Origin of the sequence: Pseudomonas typographi (assembly GCF_014694385.1) — a bacterium.
GTDB classification, from domain to species: Bacteria; Pseudomonadota; Gammaproteobacteria; order Pseudomonadales; family Pseudomonadaceae; genus Aquipseudomonas; species Aquipseudomonas typographi.
The window spans coordinates 107,214-123,012 of sequence record NZ_JAAOCA010000002.1 but is presented as its reverse complement, the minus strand read 5'-3'; the positions used below and the strand labels follow the sequence as shown (position 1 = coordinate 123,012).

At 61.5% G+C, this 15,799-nt stretch carries 14 protein-coding genes and 1 pseudogene; 6 read left to right on the top strand and 9 right to left on the bottom strand.

What is annotated here, in order from left to right; all coding sequences use genetic code 11:
* Window positions 1–167 precede the first annotated feature (167 nt).
* Both HAQ05_RS01885 and HAQ05_RS01880 read right to left on the bottom strand, forming a co-directional pair.
* Complete coding sequence (locus HAQ05_RS01885) at window positions 168–1,454, bottom strand: sensor histidine kinase (RefSeq protein ID WP_190416894.1); 1,287 nt, start codon at window positions 1,452–1,454, stop codon at window positions 168–170.
* Complete coding sequence (locus HAQ05_RS01880) at window positions 1,444–2,127, bottom strand: response regulator transcription factor (protein ID WP_190416893.1); 684 nt, start codon at window positions 2,125–2,127, stop codon at window positions 1,444–1,446. The genes HAQ05_RS01885 and HAQ05_RS01880 overlap by 11 nt, the downstream gene beginning before the upstream one ends.
* Before the next feature lie 177 nt (window positions 2,128–2,304).
* Between HAQ05_RS01880 and HAQ05_RS01875 the strand changes: the two genes are divergently transcribed.
* The gene (locus HAQ05_RS01875) at window positions 2,305–3,060 is read left to right on the top strand and encodes a phosphatase PAP2 family protein (protein WP_190416892.1); all 756 of its coding nucleotides are present in this window, start codon (window positions 2,305–2,307) and stop codon (window positions 3,058–3,060) included.
* Window positions 3,061–3,330: 270 nt separating this feature from the next.
* On the opposite strand, the gene groL is transcribed toward HAQ05_RS01875, so the two are convergent.
* From groL to HAQ05_RS01850, 5 genes are all read right to left on the bottom strand, one after another.
* Window positions 3,331–4,980 (bottom strand): chaperonin GroEL, encoded by a 1,650-nt coding sequence (gene groL / locus HAQ05_RS01870; protein ID WP_190416891.1) that lies wholly within the window; start codon window positions 4,978–4,980, stop codon window positions 3,331–3,333.
* A 49-nt stretch (window positions 4,981–5,029) separates the two neighbouring features.
* A complete protein-coding gene (locus tag HAQ05_RS01865) occupies window positions 5,030–5,323 on the bottom strand; it encodes a co-chaperone GroES (RefSeq protein WP_190416890.1) in 294 nt (97 codons plus the stop codon).
* Between the two features lie 255 nt (window positions 5,324–5,578).
* Window positions 5,579–6,037 carry an FxsA family protein gene (locus tag HAQ05_RS01860; RefSeq protein ID WP_190416889.1) on the bottom strand — a complete coding sequence of 153 codons (459 nt, stop codon included), beginning with the start codon at window positions 6,035–6,037 and terminating at the stop codon, window positions 5,579–5,581.
* A gap of 56 nt (window positions 6,038–6,093) precedes the next feature.
* The gene (locus tag HAQ05_RS01855; protein WP_190416888.1) at window positions 6,094–6,813 is read right to left on the bottom strand and encodes a HugZ family pyridoxamine 5'-phosphate oxidase; all 720 of its coding nucleotides are present in this window, start codon (window positions 6,811–6,813) and stop codon (window positions 6,094–6,096) included.
* Window positions 6,814–6,882: 69 nt separating this feature from the next.
* Window positions 6,883–7,902, bottom strand: coding sequence for a DUF481 domain-containing protein (locus HAQ05_RS01850; protein ID WP_190416887.1), 1,020 nt, complete (start codon window positions 7,900–7,902; stop codon window positions 6,883–6,885).
* 60 nt (window positions 7,903–7,962) lie between these two features.
* Here HAQ05_RS01850 and HAQ05_RS01845 point away from each other — a divergent pair, with 60 nt between their 5' ends.
* Together HAQ05_RS01845 and HAQ05_RS01840 are read left to right on the top strand one after the other, a co-directional pair.
* Complete coding sequence (locus tag HAQ05_RS01845) at window positions 7,963–8,334, top strand: MGMT family protein (protein ID WP_190416886.1); 372 nt, start codon at window positions 7,963–7,965, stop codon at window positions 8,332–8,334.
* Window positions 8,335–8,378: 44 nt separating this feature from the next.
* Window positions 8,379–9,860: pseudogene (locus tag HAQ05_RS01840) on the top strand (AmpG family muropeptide MFS transporter); the annotation flags it as partial.
* A 199-nt stretch (window positions 9,861–10,059) separates the two neighbouring features.
* Here the strand turns inward: HAQ05_RS01840 and HAQ05_RS01835 are convergent.
* Entirely contained in the window at window positions 10,060–10,899 is an 840-nt protein-coding gene (locus tag HAQ05_RS01835) for a mechanosensitive ion channel family protein (RefSeq protein WP_190416884.1), read from the bottom strand.
* A gap of 271 nt (window positions 10,900–11,170) precedes the next feature.
* Window positions 11,171–11,650 carry a YajQ family cyclic di-GMP-binding protein gene (locus HAQ05_RS01830; RefSeq protein WP_190416883.1) on the bottom strand — a complete coding sequence of 160 codons (480 nt, stop codon included), beginning with the start codon at window positions 11,648–11,650 and terminating at the stop codon, window positions 11,171–11,173.
* 208 nt (window positions 11,651–11,858) lie between these two features.
* On the opposite strand from HAQ05_RS01830, the gene HAQ05_RS01825 reads away from it, so the two are divergent.
* Genes HAQ05_RS01825 through HAQ05_RS01815 form a run of 3 tightly spaced genes read left to right on the top strand, consistent with a single transcriptional unit; the run spans window position 11,859 to window position 15,792 of the window.
* Window positions 11,859–12,812, top strand: coding sequence for a diguanylate cyclase domain-containing protein (locus HAQ05_RS01825; RefSeq protein ID WP_190416882.1), 954 nt, complete (start codon window positions 11,859–11,861; stop codon window positions 12,810–12,812).
* Entirely contained in the window at window positions 12,812–13,726 is a 915-nt protein-coding gene (locus tag HAQ05_RS01820; RefSeq protein WP_190416881.1) for a putative 2-dehydropantoate 2-reductase, read from the top strand. Before HAQ05_RS01825 ends, HAQ05_RS01820 begins: the two co-directional genes overlap by 1 nt.
* A 53-nt stretch (window positions 13,727–13,779) precedes the next feature.
* Window positions 13,780–15,792 carry a sensor histidine kinase gene (locus HAQ05_RS01815; RefSeq protein ID WP_190416880.1) on the top strand — a complete coding sequence of 671 codons (2,013 nt, stop codon included), beginning with the start codon at window positions 13,780–13,782 and terminating at the stop codon, window positions 15,790–15,792.
* Window positions 15,793–15,799: the final 7 nt, after the last annotated feature.

Sequence of the window (15,799 nt, the reverse complement as noted above, 5' to 3'; positions counted from 1 at the left end):
GTTGTGTATCGCTCGCCCTTGGGGTGCCCTGCGCACCGTGAACCACACTGGGGCACGCCAGGTATTTTCCACACCTTATAAAGGCGCATGTGGTGGAAAAGTGATCAAGGTGTGAAAAATTCGTGCCTCGGCGTGAGTACCTGGATTATCAGGCATATACCGCGCCATCATACGATCGCCGAGGGTTGCAGGTTCACGGTGAAGCAACAGCCATGAGGCTGCATGTGGGCCAAGTCCACCGTCCAGCCCTGGTCGTCGCATATGCGCTGTACCAGCGACAGGCCGAGGCCCAGCCCTTCGCCGCGTTTTTCGCTACCACGCACGAATGGCTTGAACATCGCGTCGCGTTTGTCTTTGGGAATACCCACGCCGGTGTCTTCGACGCTGAAGCTGGTGGCACCGACCGCCAAGCGGATATGCCCGGTGTCGGTGTAGTGCAGCGCGTTGCGCAGCAGGTTGCCCATGACCGTTTGCAGGAAGGTGGCGTTGTAGGTCGCCGCGCTGCTGTGTTCGGGAAGTTCATCGACAACCAACTGCAGGCCCTTTTGTTCGATCGGTGCGCGCCACTGGCCTGCCAGGTCCTCGGCAACCTGGGTAATGGCTACCTGGTTCGCCAGCGCGTCCTTGCGTTGGGCGCGTGCCAGCATCAAAAACGTTTGCACCAGCTCGCGCATGTCTTCGCAAGCGCGCGTGATGCGCTCTACCTGCGCCCGTGAGCGGGGTTCCAAAGTGGGATTGGCCAGCAGTAATTCGCAGGAGGTGGCCAATACCATCAGCGGTGTCCGCAGCTCGTGGCTCACATCGCTGGTGAACAGCCGCTCGCGGTTAAGCGCTTCGCGCAGGCGGCCCAGGGTCGCATCGAAGGCGATGGCCAACTGACCCACTTCGTCGGCGGCGTAGTCTGGCGCCAACGGCGGCGCCAGGCCGAGCAATTGGTCGCGATGGCGCACCTGGCGGGCCAGGCGGATCACCGGCGCCATCACCCGCCGGGCCAGCAACCAGCCAAGAAACACGGCAAGCGCCAAGCTCATCACAAAACCGACCAATACCACCGCGAAAAGGATCCGCTCGCGCTCTTCGAAGTCGCTTTGGTCCTGCAGCAACACATAGCGCCGGCCATCGACGACTTGAACCATGGCGTGGTAAGAAAAATCACCACGAAACACCTCATGAAACCCAGGGGAGAGGTGGCGCAGGTCTTTGGGTAGTTCGAAATCGGCGGGGCCGCCGCTGAAGTAAAACAGCTGGTCAGGCTCCGGGCGGTGGCTCCAATCGCTGATGCTGTCCATCATCAGCAAGCGCTGCAGGTCGCCGCCTAGGCCTGCGGATATAAGCTTCTCTTCCACCAAGTGGACGGTCGCAACGATACCCACGGCAAAGGCGCCAGCCACCAATGCGCTCATCAAGGCAAATGCAATGATGATCCGCTGCGCAAGGCTTTGCTTAAACTCCATCCCTGCTCTCGGTCAACCGATACCCCACGCCGTGTACCGTGTGCAGCAGCGGTTTGTCGAACGGTTTGTCGATCACCTGGCGCAACTGGTGCACATGGCTGCGCAGGCTGTCGCTGTCGGGGCAATCATCGCCCCATAGCGCCTCTTCGAGCACTTCACGGCGCAGTACGTGGGGGCTCTTTTGCATCAGCACCGCCAGCAGCTTGAGCCCGACCGGGTTTAGCTTCAGCGGCTTGCCCGAACGGGCCACCTCCAGGGTGTCGAGGTCATAGACCAAGTCGGCGACTTGCAAGCTGCGCCGCCCACCGCCCTGGGTGCGGCGCATCACCGCCTCGATGCGGGCGGCCAGCTCCGACAGCGCGAAAGGCTTGACCAGATAGTCGTCCGCGCCATTGCGAAAGCCTTGCAAGCGGTCATCCAATTGGTCACGCGCCGTGAGCATGATCACCGGCGTGTCGCGCCGCGCGTCTTCGCGCAGGCGCTTGCACAAGGTGTAACCATCGATGCCAGGCAGCATGATGTCGAGCACGATCAGGTCGTAATGCTCGGTGGCTGCCAAATGCAGGCCCGACAAACCGTCCTGCGCACAATCGACGGTATAGCCCTTCAAGCTGAGGTAATCCGCCAGGTTCGCCAGGATGTCGCGGTTGTCTTCAACCACAAGAATTCGCATGGGCCCACCCCCATTGGTAGCCGTTCGTTACTTAGCAAGCGCGCGCAGCTTAAGCGCTAGCGCGGCTTGCCGCCAGTGTACATTGGCACTCACGTTTTTTTTACCCGCACTTCACAACCCCGGCACCGGCCACGCCACATGCTTCGCGCTCCCGCCCGCCGACGCAGTGGAGTTCCCATGGCAGTTTCCCCCCAACGCCCTGCGGCAAGGCCGCTCAACCCCTGGACCGTGCTTGGCATCCCGCTGCTGGTGGCCACGGTGCTGGTGCTGTTGGAGCTGACCGATCTGGATATGTTCCTGGCGCGGCTGGCATTCGATTCCCAGGCTGGCAAGTTCGTGGGCAGGCACAGTTACTTCTTGGAAAACGTGCTGCACGACCGGGCCAAGCAGGCGGTGATCGCCCTGGCGGTGCTCGCCCTGATCGGTTGGTTGGGCACACTGTTCATCGAGCGCTTCAGGCCGCTGCGGCGTGAACTGGGCTGCCTGGTGCTGTCGATAGCGCTGGCCACCAGCTTCGTCACGCCACTCAAACAACTGACCCAGGTGCAATGCCCCTGGAGCCTGAAAGACTTCGGCGGCAGCGAAACCTACAGCAAACTGCTGCAACCGCGCCCGCCCACCGACAAACCCGGATTGTGCTGGCCAGGCGGCCATGCCGCTACCGGTTTCACCCTATTCGCAGTGTTTTTCGTGTTTCGAGACCGCCGGCCCAAGACCGCCCGGGCAATGTTCGCCCTGGCCATGGGCCTGGGCGCGGTGTTCTCGGTGGGGCGCATGCTGCAGGGCGCGCATTTTTTCTCCCACAACGTGTGGACGGCCGTGTTCTGCTGGTTGATTTGCCTGGGGGCGTATTGGGCAGTGCTGTACCGTAGGCCAGCGGCTGAAGGCGGTATAGCAGGGCCGGCGCCCACAGTGGTGACTGCGCGCGACTAGGCAACCGGGGCCAACTGCTGGAATAGGCATGCGGCGCCAGGGTGGCGTTTCGGAGGTTCGCGCAAACATCGACGTGTGAATTTTGCTATAGGGCAAGGCGCCCTGACGAGGCATAGCAGGGCTATGGCGAGGAGAGCAACGCGGGGCCGGCAGCAAAACACCGTCCACAGGGTGCAATCAACTTCTGAGCCAGCACAGGTTTACACAGGCACATACGCAAACGCCCCGGCCAAGGCCGGGGCGTTTTTGTTACAACGGGTACCGGGTGGCTTACATCATGCCGCCCATGCCACCCATACCGCCCATGCCACCCATGTCTGGCATGCCGCCTGCGGCTTTGTCTTCCGGCAGGTCAGCAACCATGGCTTCGGTGGTGATCATCAGGCCACCGATCGAGGAGGCCGCTTGCAGTGCCGAACGGGTCACCTTGGCCGGGTCCAGGATGCCCATTTCGATCATGTCGCCGTATTCGCCGGTAGCAGCGTTGTAGCCAAAGTTGCCCGAACCCTGCTTGACCTTATCGACCACCACACTTGGCTCGTCGCCAGCGTTGGCCACGATCTGGCGCAGCGGAGATTCGACGGCCCGACGCAGCAGCGCGATACCTACGTTCTGCTCTTCGTTATCGCCCTTGAGCTCAGAGATAGCCTGCAATGCACGTACCAGGGCGACACCGCCGCCAGGCACCACGCCTTCTTCGACGGCTGCACGGGTAGCGTGCAGGGCGTCTTCAACGCGAGCTTTTTTCTCTTTCATTTCAACTTCGGTGCCAGCACCGACCTTGATCACGGCAACACCGCCAGACAACTTGGCCAGGCGCTCTTGCAGTTTTTCACGGTCGTAGTCCGAGGAAGTCTCGGCGATCTGCGCACGGATTTGCGAAACACGGGCCAGGATGTCTTCTTTGACGCCGGCACCATCGACCACGGTGGTGTTTTCCTTGGTCATGGTGACGCGCTTGGCGTTACCCAGGTGCTCCAAGGTGGTGGTTTCCAGCGACAAGCCGATTTCTTCGGAAATCACGGTACCGCCGGTGAGGATGGCGATGTCTTGCAGCATGGCCTTGCGGCGGTCACCGAAGCCAGGCGCCTTGACTGCAGCAACCTTGACGATGCCGCGCATGTTGTTGACCACCAAGGTAGCCAGCGCTTCGCCTTCGACGTCTTCGGCCACGATCACCAGTGGGCGGCCGGCCTTGGCGACTGCTTCCAGTACCGGCAGCAGTTCGCGGATATTGGAGATCTTCTTGTCGATCAGCAGCAGCAGCGGGCTTTCCAGCTCGGCGACCATGGTGTCGGGCTTGTTGACGAAGTACGGCGACAGGTAGCCACGGTCGAACTGCATGCCTTCGACCACGGACAGTTCGTTGTCCAGGCCAGAGCCTTCCTCGACGGTGATCACACCCTCTTTACCGACTTTTTCCATCGCTTGGGCGATGATGTCGCCGATGGCTTTGTCCGAGTTGGCGGAAATGGTACCCACTTGGGCAATGGACTTGTTATCGGCGCAGGGCTTGGCCAGGTTCTTCAGCTCAGCGACGATGGCGATGGTGGCCTTGTCGATGCCGCGCTTGAGGTCCATTGGGTTCATGCCAGCAGCCACGGCTTTCAAGCCTTCGCTGACGATGGACTGGGCCAGTACGGTTGCGGTGGTGGTGCCGTCACCCGCTTCGTCGTTGGCCTTGGAGGCAACGTCTTTGAGCAGTTGGGCGCCCATGTTTTCGAACTTGTCTTGCAGTTCGATTTCCTTGGCCACGGAAACGCCGTCTTTGGTGATAGTCGGTGCGCCGAAGCTCTTGGCCAGGACCACGTTACGGCCTTTCGGGCCCAGCGTCGCCTTGACGGCATCAGCCAGAACGTTCACACCCACCAACATTTTTTTGCGAGCGGAGTCGCCGAATTTAACGTCTTTTGCAGCCATGATCGTATTCCTTAAATTGTTCAGTCGTGAACCGTGTCGGCGGGGGCGATCAGCCTTCGACGACCGCGAGGATTTCGTTCTCGTTCATCACCAGCAGGTCTTCACCGTCGACCTTCACGGTGTTGCTGCCCGAATAAGGGCCGAACACAACCTTGTCGCCGACCTTCACCGCCAGCGCGCGCACTTCGCCGTTGTCCAGTACGCGGCCCGGGCCTACGGCGACGATTTCGCCGCGGTTCGGTTTCTCGGCGGCCGAACCTGGCAGCACGATGCCGCCAGCGGTCTTGGACTCTTCTTCGCTGCGACGAATGACAACGCGGTCATGCAGAGGACGAAGCTTCATTGCAGATCTCCCAATTTATGGTTTCAGCGGCCGGAATCTCCCGGCCTGTTATACGTTCCCGGCCCTGGGCCGGTTGCGAGTCGCCCGCGCGATTCGCGAAATGTGACCAGCATCGCTGCCGGAACCTTTCGGTGTCCCATAAATAGGGCCAGCCGTTTTGATTACAAGGGCCGGCCAAAAAAATTTTTACGCTGGAATAAAAAAAACGACCCAAAAGGGGCCGTTGCAGGGGTGCGAACGCAGGCGGCGCGCCGGTCAGTTGTCGCGGCGCTCGTATTCGCCTTCGATCACCTCTGGGCGGTGCCGCGGCGGTTCACCCGGCGCTGGCGCGTCGCCGGCAAAAGCGCGTTGGCGCTGGGCTTGCTCTTCGGCCCGGCGTTGCAACATGCTGGCCAGCCGATGGCGAGTGAACGGCAATAGGCACAATAGCCCCAGCACGTCGCTGATGAACCCCGGCACCAGCAACAGCCCACCGCCGAGGGTCAACATCATCCCGTTGAGCATCTGCGCCCCAGGCATTTCGCCACGCTGCAGGCTTTGCCGGGCACTCAGCGCGGTGGCAAGGCCCGCCAGACGCATGATCAGCGCGCCCAGGGCGGAACCGGCAATGATCAGCAGCAACGCCGGGAAGAAACCGATGGCCGTGCCGACCTGAAAGAACACGAACAGCTCCAGCACGGGGAAAAGCAACAGTAAAAACAGAAAAGCGCGCATCAATGATGTCCTCGACGCATGTGTGCCAACGTTAGATGCAGGCACGTTGGCCAAATTCAACCGCCCGCCCCTTCGCGAGGCGGCCAAGTGTCGGCGTAAGCCAGGGCTACCAAGGCTTCGCGTACTTGTTTCGGAGTATTGCAAGGTGCGCTAAAAGCCAACCAATGCACCGCTTGGCCGATGCGCAAGTGGAAACCTTCGCTGTCGATACCCACCAAGATGGCCGGTGCTTCGCCCGGCAACCCGGCCAGCTTCACATAATGTGCAATGGCCTCGGCATGGTCCGCATTCATGTGCTCGACCATGTTGGCTTCCGCCGCCCCAACGAACGGGTTGGGCAGCGCCACGGCATCGAGCCAGTGAATCGCGCCAAACCCGCCGATGTAGCGGTAACGCATCGGTGCCAGGTACCAGAACTCGAAGTCATGGGCGCTATGGTAACCGGCGGCTTCCGGGAAATAGCGGTAATACCGTTCAGCCATGGCGCCGGGTTCATCGAGCCTATGGGCTTCGGCCAATATGGTAAGGCGCCCGGCCGCCTGTACGTCGTGGGCATGGCGCTCGCCCACCAGTAGCGAGCACTTCGGCTCGGCCTGAAGGTTACGCGTGTGCTGGGCGATACGGCTGATCAACAGCACTGGCCGGCCCTCGGCGTCCAGGCAATAGGGCACCACCGAGCCAAACGGAAAACCCGGCATTGCCATTGACTGGGTGCTCAACGCGCCGTGGTATTGGGACAACAGCAGCGTGCGGGCGGCAAGTGTGGTGCTGGTCATGGTCGGCCTGGGTGGAAAACGGGCCTTAACGATAACATGGCCGCGCCCCACCCCGCAGCGCCCACGCCGTTACCAGGTAACGCCAAAGCCGGCTGTAACGCGGCTGCTGTCAAGGTCGTTGCCATCTTGGGTGCCGGTGATCAGGTCTTTCTCATACTTGACGTTGAGCGAGGCCCAATCGGTGACCTTGTACCGCACCCCCACCTCAGCATCGAGGCTATAGTCGGCGACATTCGACAGCGGCCGGCCCAGTTCACCGGTGGTGAACAGTTCGAACGTTTTGCCTATGAGGTAGCGGTTGTAATCCCACTTCATGGAGACCGAATAGAAGCTGTCGGAGGTGCCGTCGGAATATTTATAGCTGGTATTGTTGATCAGCGAGCCGAGGCTGAAGGCACCGAGTTCGTCGTCCCAGAACTGGTAGCCAGGGCCGGTACCGATCTGGCGCTGGCGGGCCAGGTCTTCGACGTTGTCGTGCTTGTAATTGAAACGGCCCTGCCAGAACCAATGATCCGTAAAGAAACGGTCCAAGGCGTATTCGGCATTCCAATTATTGGTGTTTGTCGAACCGTCTTCCTTCTCACGGTTGTATTCACCGTCGCCGGTGTGGCGCCACAAGCCATGGCGCGCGCTGGTCTTGAAGGCCACGTTGTAATCGTCGGTGTCGTTTTCGGCACGCTTGAAGTCCATGGCCGCATCGACGTTGCCCTTCCAGGTGAAGTCCTGAATCAACGGCCTGGGCTTCATGATCTGCTGAATACTGGCGAGGTCTATGGTTTGCGGCGCGGTGCCGTTGGCCAGGATGACCTTGCCCTCATCGGCCGGTTGCAGAGCTTTGGACACCGTATTGTGGTCGGTGTGGTCGTTGCCCTGCTTGACCAACAACTGCTGGTTGCTCTCAAGGGTCTTGACCTTGGTCATGTCGATGGGAATGGCACCGCCATAGTCTGTGGTCAGCATCAATTTGCCGCCGTCATACACCGTGATGGTGCCGGTCAGGCGGTCGCCATTCTTGAGCCACACGGTATCGGCGAGGGCACACGTGGACCCGGACGCCACGGCAACGCACAACAAGGTTCTGGACAACATAGGCAACACAAGGCTCGGTTCGTTAGAGTTGGAGGTAACAGACTTTGGACTGACCGAACAATGCCCAGCGAGTTCAACCTTGGCAAAGAGAAAAATGTAGCTGGGCCGTTACAGGATGCCCGCAAAGCAGCGCTCTACACCGCGCTTTCTGCGGTGCCGGCGGGCAAGGTGGTCAGCTATGGGCAATTGGGCGACATGGCCGGCCTTTCCCGAGCCGCGCGCTGGGTAGGGCGTACCCTCAGCCAACTGCCTGGCGGCACCGCGCTGCCATGGCACCGAGTGGTTGCAGCCGGCGGTCGGATTTCATTGCCGGCCGGCACTGCCAGCGGTGATGAACAGCGCGCCCGGCTGCGCCAGGAGGGTGTGCTGGGCAGCGGCGACAGGGTGGATATACGCAGGCATGGCTGGCGCCCGATGGAGCACAACGGTTAGAGTGCGCGCTTTGTTTCGCCAGAATACGAGGCCGACATTCGCCCATGCCCGGTAAAACCTGGCGCGCCGCACTGGCCGCCTATGCCAGCCCTTCGACACTCGTATTGCTGTTACTCGGGTTTGCCGCAGGCCTGCCATACATGCTGGTGTTTTCTACGCTGTCGGTGTGGTTGCGCGAGGCCGGGGTTGCCCGCGAAACCATTGGTTACGCCAGCCTGATCGGGCTGGCCTACGCGTTCAAATGGGTGTGGTCGCCCCTGCTCGACCAGTGGCGCCTGCCTGGGCTGGGGGTGCTGGGCCGCCGGCGCTCCTGGCTGGTGTTGGCGCAAAGCCTGGTAACGCTGGGGCTGGTCGGTATGAGCTTTTGCGACCCGCAAAAGCATTTGCCTTGGTTGATCGCCATCGCCGTGTTGGTGGCGTTTGCATCGGCCACCCAAGACATCGCAGTAGACGCCTACCGCTTGGAAATCGCCGGCGACAGCCGCCAAGCCGCGCTGGCGGCCAGTTACATGGCGGGCTACCGGGTCGCTGCCCTGCTCGCCACGGCCGGCGCGCTGTTCTTTGCCGAGGGCTTCGGCTCTACCGGCTTCGCCTACCTCAACAAAGCGTGGGCCAATACGTACCTGCTGTTCGGTGTCATGATGCTGCCTGCCTTGATCACCACCCTGCTGATGCGCGAGCCGGTGGTGCCACTGCCCAGCGAAATGACAGCCGTGCGCTACGGGTTCATTCACCAGCTAGCCTCGGTGGTGGTGCTGATCATCCTGCTGGTGTCGGTGCCGGCGATGTTCACCCAGTTGTACAACGCCGATTTCGCCAGCGTGTTGCAGGGGGTACTGAGCCCGCTCGACCTGCTGCTCGAAGACCGCGCCTTCCTACGCGCCATCCTTTATACGGTTTTAACGGCGCTGTGCCTGTCGTCGGTGGGGCGGCGCGGGCTCGCACCGGTGCTGACCCCGGTAAACGACTTCATGCTGCGTTACCGCTGGCAAGCGCTGTTGCTGCTCGGGTTGATCGCCACTTACCGCATGTCTGACACGGTGATGGGCGTAATGGCCAACGTGTTCTATATCGACATGGGCTTCACCAAAGACCAGATCGCCAGCGTCAGCAAGCTGTTCGGCTTGGTCATGACGCTGGCCGGCGCCGGCGCGGGGGGGCTGTTGATCGTGCGGTTCGGCATCCTGCCGATCCTGTTCATCGGCGGCGCCGCGTCGGCAGGCACCAACTTGCTGTTCTTGATGCTCAGCGACATGGGCCCGAACCTGGAGATGCTGGTCGTTACGATTTCCCTGGACAATTTCAGCTCGGGGCTGGCCACGTCAGCGTTCGTGGCGTACTTATCGAGCCTGACCAACCTGAAATTCTCCGCCACCCAGTACGCCTTGCTCAGCTCCATCATGCTGCTGCTGCCACGGTTGATCGGCGGTTATTCAGGGGTGATGGTGGAAAAGTGGGGCTACCACAATTTCTTTCTGGCCACGGCCTTGATGGGGCTGCCAACGTTGGTGTTGATCATGTTGCATGCGCGGTACGCCAACGTCGAACCGTAGGGTTTTCAAGCGCAGGTGAGGCATGGCGGAAACGGATGAGCAAGCGGACTGCGTCCGCACTCGGGTGCCATGGCTGTGACCGCGCATGCCGTGGTTGCACCGGTGCCTGCTTCCAATGCAGCCGCGCCGAGGCTACGCACCAGGCCGTAGGCGTGCCGCGCTCGCCACCGCCTCAGCCGTTGGCTTCTTGGACCACCCTGACCACCCGCTGCGGGAACGGGATTTCGATGCCGGCTTCGCGCAGGCGGTCGCGTACTTCCAGGTTCAAGCGGTTGGTCATCCCGCCCAGGTCCCCGGTGTTGGTCCACAAACGCAGTTGCAGGGTAATGGAACTGTCGCCCAGGGTGGTTACCGCCACGTCCGGGGCGGGGTCTTGCAGTACCCGCGGGTCTTTGGCGAACTCCATCAACACGTTCATGGCCTTTTGCAGGTCAGCGTCGTAATCCACGCCCACGTTGAAAAGGATCTTGCGGGTAGGCTGGCGGTTGGTGTTGGTGATGATGCCATTGGACAATTGCCCGTTGGGGATGATCACCGTGCGGTTGTCACCCGTGCGCAGCACCGTGTGGAAGATCTGGATCGAATCGACGGTGCCCGCCACGCTCTGGATTTCGATCCAGTCACCGATCCGAAACGGCCGGAATAGCAGGATCAACACCCCCCCGGCAAAGTTTGCCAAGCTGCCTTGTAGCGCCAAGCCAATGGCCAGGCCCGCGGCACCGATAGCAGCGACGAAGGAGGTGGTTTCGATGCCGATCATCGATGCAACGCTGATCAACAGCATGATTTTGAGCGCGATGTTGGCGATACTGCTGATGAAGCTTTGCAGGGCCAGGTCTACATGGCGCAACGCCAATAGCTTACCAAGGCGCATCGTCAATTGGTTGACCAACCACCACCCTATGGCCAATGTGACGAGGGCCAGCAGTACCCGGCCGGAGTACTGCAGGATCATTGGCAGCCACGATTGCGAGGCGCGCACCAGATGGTCGACTTGAGCGTTCAGGTCCATTCAGATCTCCTAGGCAAAGACAAAAGGCCCACGTTACCCCATGGGCCTTTGGATTACATCCGGGTCCGACGCTGCTCTGCGGTAAGGGTTCCACCCGGCACGTTATGTTTCACACCTTACCCAGCGCCTCAGAGGCCCGCACAAGCATTGCCGTGTGGCCTTCATTGTCGGCCGTGACGAGCCATAGCAGGGTTAGCACGGCAGCAATGGCAACGCGGCCTGGCAACAAAAGGCGCCGCTAAAAGGCTGCAGCCAACGCCTTAGCGCCACATTAGTCGCGGAAATTGTTGAATTGCAGAGGCATCTTGAAATCATGGCCACGCAGCATGGCGATGGCTTCTTGCAGGTCGTCACGCTTCTTGCCGGTCACCCGCACCTGTTCGCCCTGGATGGCGGCCTGCACCTTAAGCTTGGCGTCTTTGATATAGGCGACGATTTTCTTCGCCAGTTCCTTGTCGATGCCTTCGCGCAACACCGCTTCTTGTTTCATTTCCTTGCCCGAAGCATAGGGTTCTTTCACCTCCAGGCACTGCACATCGATCTTGCGCTTGACCAGGTTCACGGGAAGGATCTCGCACATCGCTTCGAGCTGAAATTCAGCCTCGGCGGTGAGGGTTACGGTCAGTTCCTTGAAGGCAAAACTGCCTTTGCCACGCAGGTCGTATCGGCGCTCCAGTTCTTTGATAGCGTTGTCGACCGCGTTGGTGACTTCGTGTTTATCCAGCTCCGACACTACGTCGAACGAGGGCATCAGGTTTCACCTGTAGAACGGTAAATAGGTTGGCCAGCCGGCGAACACGACCATTGAGCGCTTCGCTGCCTCGCCTGGCTTGACGGTTTGAATACCGGCTCATTATAACGGGTGCCGGCATTACGATATGCTGGGGTAACACACTTGCTCGTGGTCAGCGCCGCGTCAAAACGGCGGCGGTATTCTTACTTTACAGTGCGAGCCATCCATGCCCACGCCCCACCTGAGCCTGTTGCTGGTCAACGACGACAAGGCCTTGCGCACCCCGATGGCTGCCATGCTGCAAGGCGCGGGCTACGGCGATATTCGCTGTTGTGACCACGATACCGCCGCGCGGGAACTGGAGTTGCGACCACCCGCCGTGGTGATCAGCGCAGGCCAGCAGGGCTTGGCCCTGGCTTCGCAAGCCCGCCAACTCGACGAACGCCACGACCGTTATACCTACGTGATACTGATCGACGAGCGCCCCAGCAGCAGCCTGCTCGACCCGAGCGCAGATTTTGGCGTGGACGACGTGATCAGCCCCGCCCAACTGGCCGGCCAACTGCTGCCCAGGGTGCATGCCGCCGATAGGTTGAGCCACACCTTGCAACGCCTGCAACTGGAAAACCGCCTGCTGCGCGACAACCTGGCGAACCTGGAGCAGCGCAACCAGGTTGATGCCGTGACCGGCCTTGGCAACGCACGCTACCTGCAGCAGCGCCTGGAGGGCAGCTTACGGCAGATCGAAGCCCGCGGTGGCGCGCTATGCTACCTGCTTATTGGCCTGGGCAACGGTGAAAACCTGCTGGCCGAGCACGGCCAGGCATTTTATGACGAGTTGGTCCATGCCGTGGGGCGCCGCCTGCAACAAATGGTGCGGCCGTTGGACACATTGGCCCGCCTCGATGAGTACCACTTCGTACTACTGACCTTGCCCGCCGATTTGCAAGAATGCGCGCCGAGCAGTTTCAAGCGCCTGTTCGATGGCTTGAACCAAAAAGGTTTTCTTAGCCAAGCCGGCGTGATCGACATTCAGGCCGGCGTCGCCCTCGTCGGCGTAGACGCCGCCGGCCTGCCACTGGCCCCGCAGCAACTGCAACGCGAAGCTGAGCAGTTGCTGCGCAGCGCCTATGCCAGCGGCGTGGTGACGGCCAAGCGGTTGGCGCCCAAGGCTAAATAATGAGTACGTATCGCTGGCACGTGCTCGGCGCTGGTAGCCTGGGTAGCCTCTGGGCTTGCCGCTTGGCGGCGGCAGGCGTACCCGTAAGCCTGCTACTGCGCAGTAGCCAACGCCTGTTGCAATATCAACAAGCTGGCGGCCTGGCTTTGCAGCGCGCTTGCACCACCGAACAATGGCCGCTTCCGGCAGAGCTGCTCAGCGCAGAGGTGCCCATCAGCCACCTGCTGTTGGCCTGCAAAGCCTACGACGCCGAGGCGGCCGCCCTGGCCTTGGCACCCCGCGTATTACCGGGGGCCCAGGTGTTGCTGCTGCAAAATGGGCTGGGCAGCCAACAGGCTGTGCGCCAGCACCTGGCGCAGGCACGGTGCATCGCGGTGTCGAGCACCGAGGGTGCGTTTCGCCAGGCCGATTGGCAGGTGGTACAGGCCGGTGTGGGGCAGAACTGGCTGGGCGATGGCGGCGAGGCCCCTGCCTGGCTGGCGGACCTTCGCGCGGCAGGCATTGCGAGCCAATGGGTGGCCAACATCGATAGCCGCCTGTGGCGCAAGCTGGCGATCAACTGCGCGATCAACCCATTGACCGTGTTGCTAGGCTGCCGCAACGGCGAGTTGGCGCAGCACCACGCCACGCTCGCAACGCTCTGCGCCGAGCTCGAACAACTGCTGCACCACTGCGGTCAGCCACCCGCGGCCGAGCCATTACTGGCCGAGGTACAGCGCGTGATCCAGGCCACCGCGGCGAACTATTCGTCGATGCACCAAGACGTACAGCGCCGGCAGCGTACCGAGATCAGCTTCCTGCTCGGCCATGCCATGGCCCAGGCGCACCGCCATCGGCTGAGGCTGCCGGCGCTGGCCGCGCTGCACACGCGCCTGCAAGGGCACCTGCGCGCGCTGGGCCTGCCCGTGAACTGAGCGGCATTTGGTACACTCACACCCTGCCTTGCACATTTGCTTCGGAACCTTCGATGACACTGCGTCAGCGCCTGGAAAACCTGCCTGTCGGGCAAAAACTGCTCGCCGCCCTGCTGGTGTTGATGGTGACCGTTTTGCTGGTGGCCAACCTCACCTTTATCAGTGCGGCGTATTGGATTTCACAGGAAAGCATGGCCCCCCAAGCACTGCAAACCATTGGCCGGCTGACCAGCAACCCCTCCCTGGCGCAACAGGCCAGCCGCGATGCGGCCTCTGCCAACGCCCTGCTGCAGGAATTGGACAGCTACTCGCCGCTGCGTGCGGCGGCCGTTTATGGCAGCCAAGGCGAGCGCTTGGCGCAACTGCAACACGGCGGCCACCTGGGCCTGCCACAGCGCCTGGCCGATGTCGATGCGTGGCGCACCGCGGAGTTTCGCAGCAACCAATTGGTGAGCCTACCGGGCGGTGGCCACCTGTTATTGGTCGCCAGCAGCGAACTGCCGATGGCGTTTTACACCGGCACCCTCACCGCAAGCTTGGGCATCCTGGTGTTCAGCGTGTTGCTATGGTTGCTGATCGCCCGGCAGATCCGCCGGCTGATCACCGCGCCAATCTACCAATTGGAGGAGCTTTCGCGGCGGGTAACCCGTGAGGAGAACTACGCCCTGCGGGCCCTGCCCGGCAACCACGACGAAATCGGCAGCCTGGCCGAAGCCTTCAACACCATGCTCTCCCGCATTGAGGCCCGCGAGCAGCAACTAAAGCGCGCCCGTGATGACTCCCAAGCCGCGTACGACGCCGCCCAGGGCCTGGCCGAGCAAACCCGCAACAGCAACCGCAAGCTGGAGTTGGAAGTGCAGGTGCGCAGCAAGATCGAGAAAAAGCTCACCGGTTTTCAGAATTACCTCAACAGCATCATCGACTCGATGCCCTCGGCGTTAATCGCCCTGGATGAGCAACTGTACGTGACACAATGGAACCAGGAAGCCACCGCGCTCTCCGGTACCCGCCTGGATCAAGCGCTGAACCAGCCGATTTTTCTCGCGTTCGAGCCACTGAAGCAGTTTCTGCCGCAACTTAAAGCCAGCGTGGAACAGCACCAAGTGGCCAAGATCGAACGGGTGACGTGGCCACGGGGCGAGGTGCCGCACCATTACGCCCTGACCTTCTACCCGCTGACCGGCAGTGCCGGGCGCGGGGTGGTGATCCGCATCGACGACATTACCCAGCGCCTATCGCTCGAAGACATGATGGTGCAATCGGAGAAAATGCTCTCGGTGGGCGGCCTGGCCGCAGGCATGGCCCACGAGATCAACAACCCGCTGGGGGCGATTCTGCACAATGTGCAGAACATTCGCCGCCGACTATCGCCAGACCTTGCGAAAAACCAGGAAGCGGCCGCACAGGCCGGTATAGCGTTAGCGACCGTCAACGACTACCTGCACCAGCGCGAAGTGCCGCAGTTGCTCGATGGCATCCATAGCGCCGGGGCCCGCGCAGCGAAGATCGTGACCCACATGCTCAGCTTCAGCCGGCGCAGCAACCGCCAGATGGCACCCTGCAACCTGCCGGCACTGATCGACCAAGCGGTGGAAATCGCCAGCAACGATTTCGACCTGGCCATTGGTTTCGACTTCAAGGGGCAGGCTATCGTGCGCCAGTTCGACCCCGCCCTGGGCCCGGTGCTGGGTACCGCCAATGAGCTTGAACAGGTACTGTTGAACCTGCTCAAGAACGCCGCCCAAGCCATCCACCAGCGCCCGGAAGGCAGCGAACCCGGGCGCATCGTGCTGCGCACCCGGCTCAGCCCGCCGTGGGCGCTGGTCCAGGTAGAAGACAACGGCATCGGCATGCCAGAAGAGGTGCGCAAGCGTACCTTCGAGCCGTTCTTCACCACCAAGGATATCGGCCAGGGCACCGGCCTGGGGCTGTCAGTGTCGTACTTCATCATCACCAACAACCATAAGGGCCAGATGGAAGTGCAATCCACCCCTGGGGTGGGTACTTGCTTTACCCTGCGCTTGCCTCTGCACCCCCCCGAGCCGCTAGCCAGCCCGGCTACTTGAACAGGAC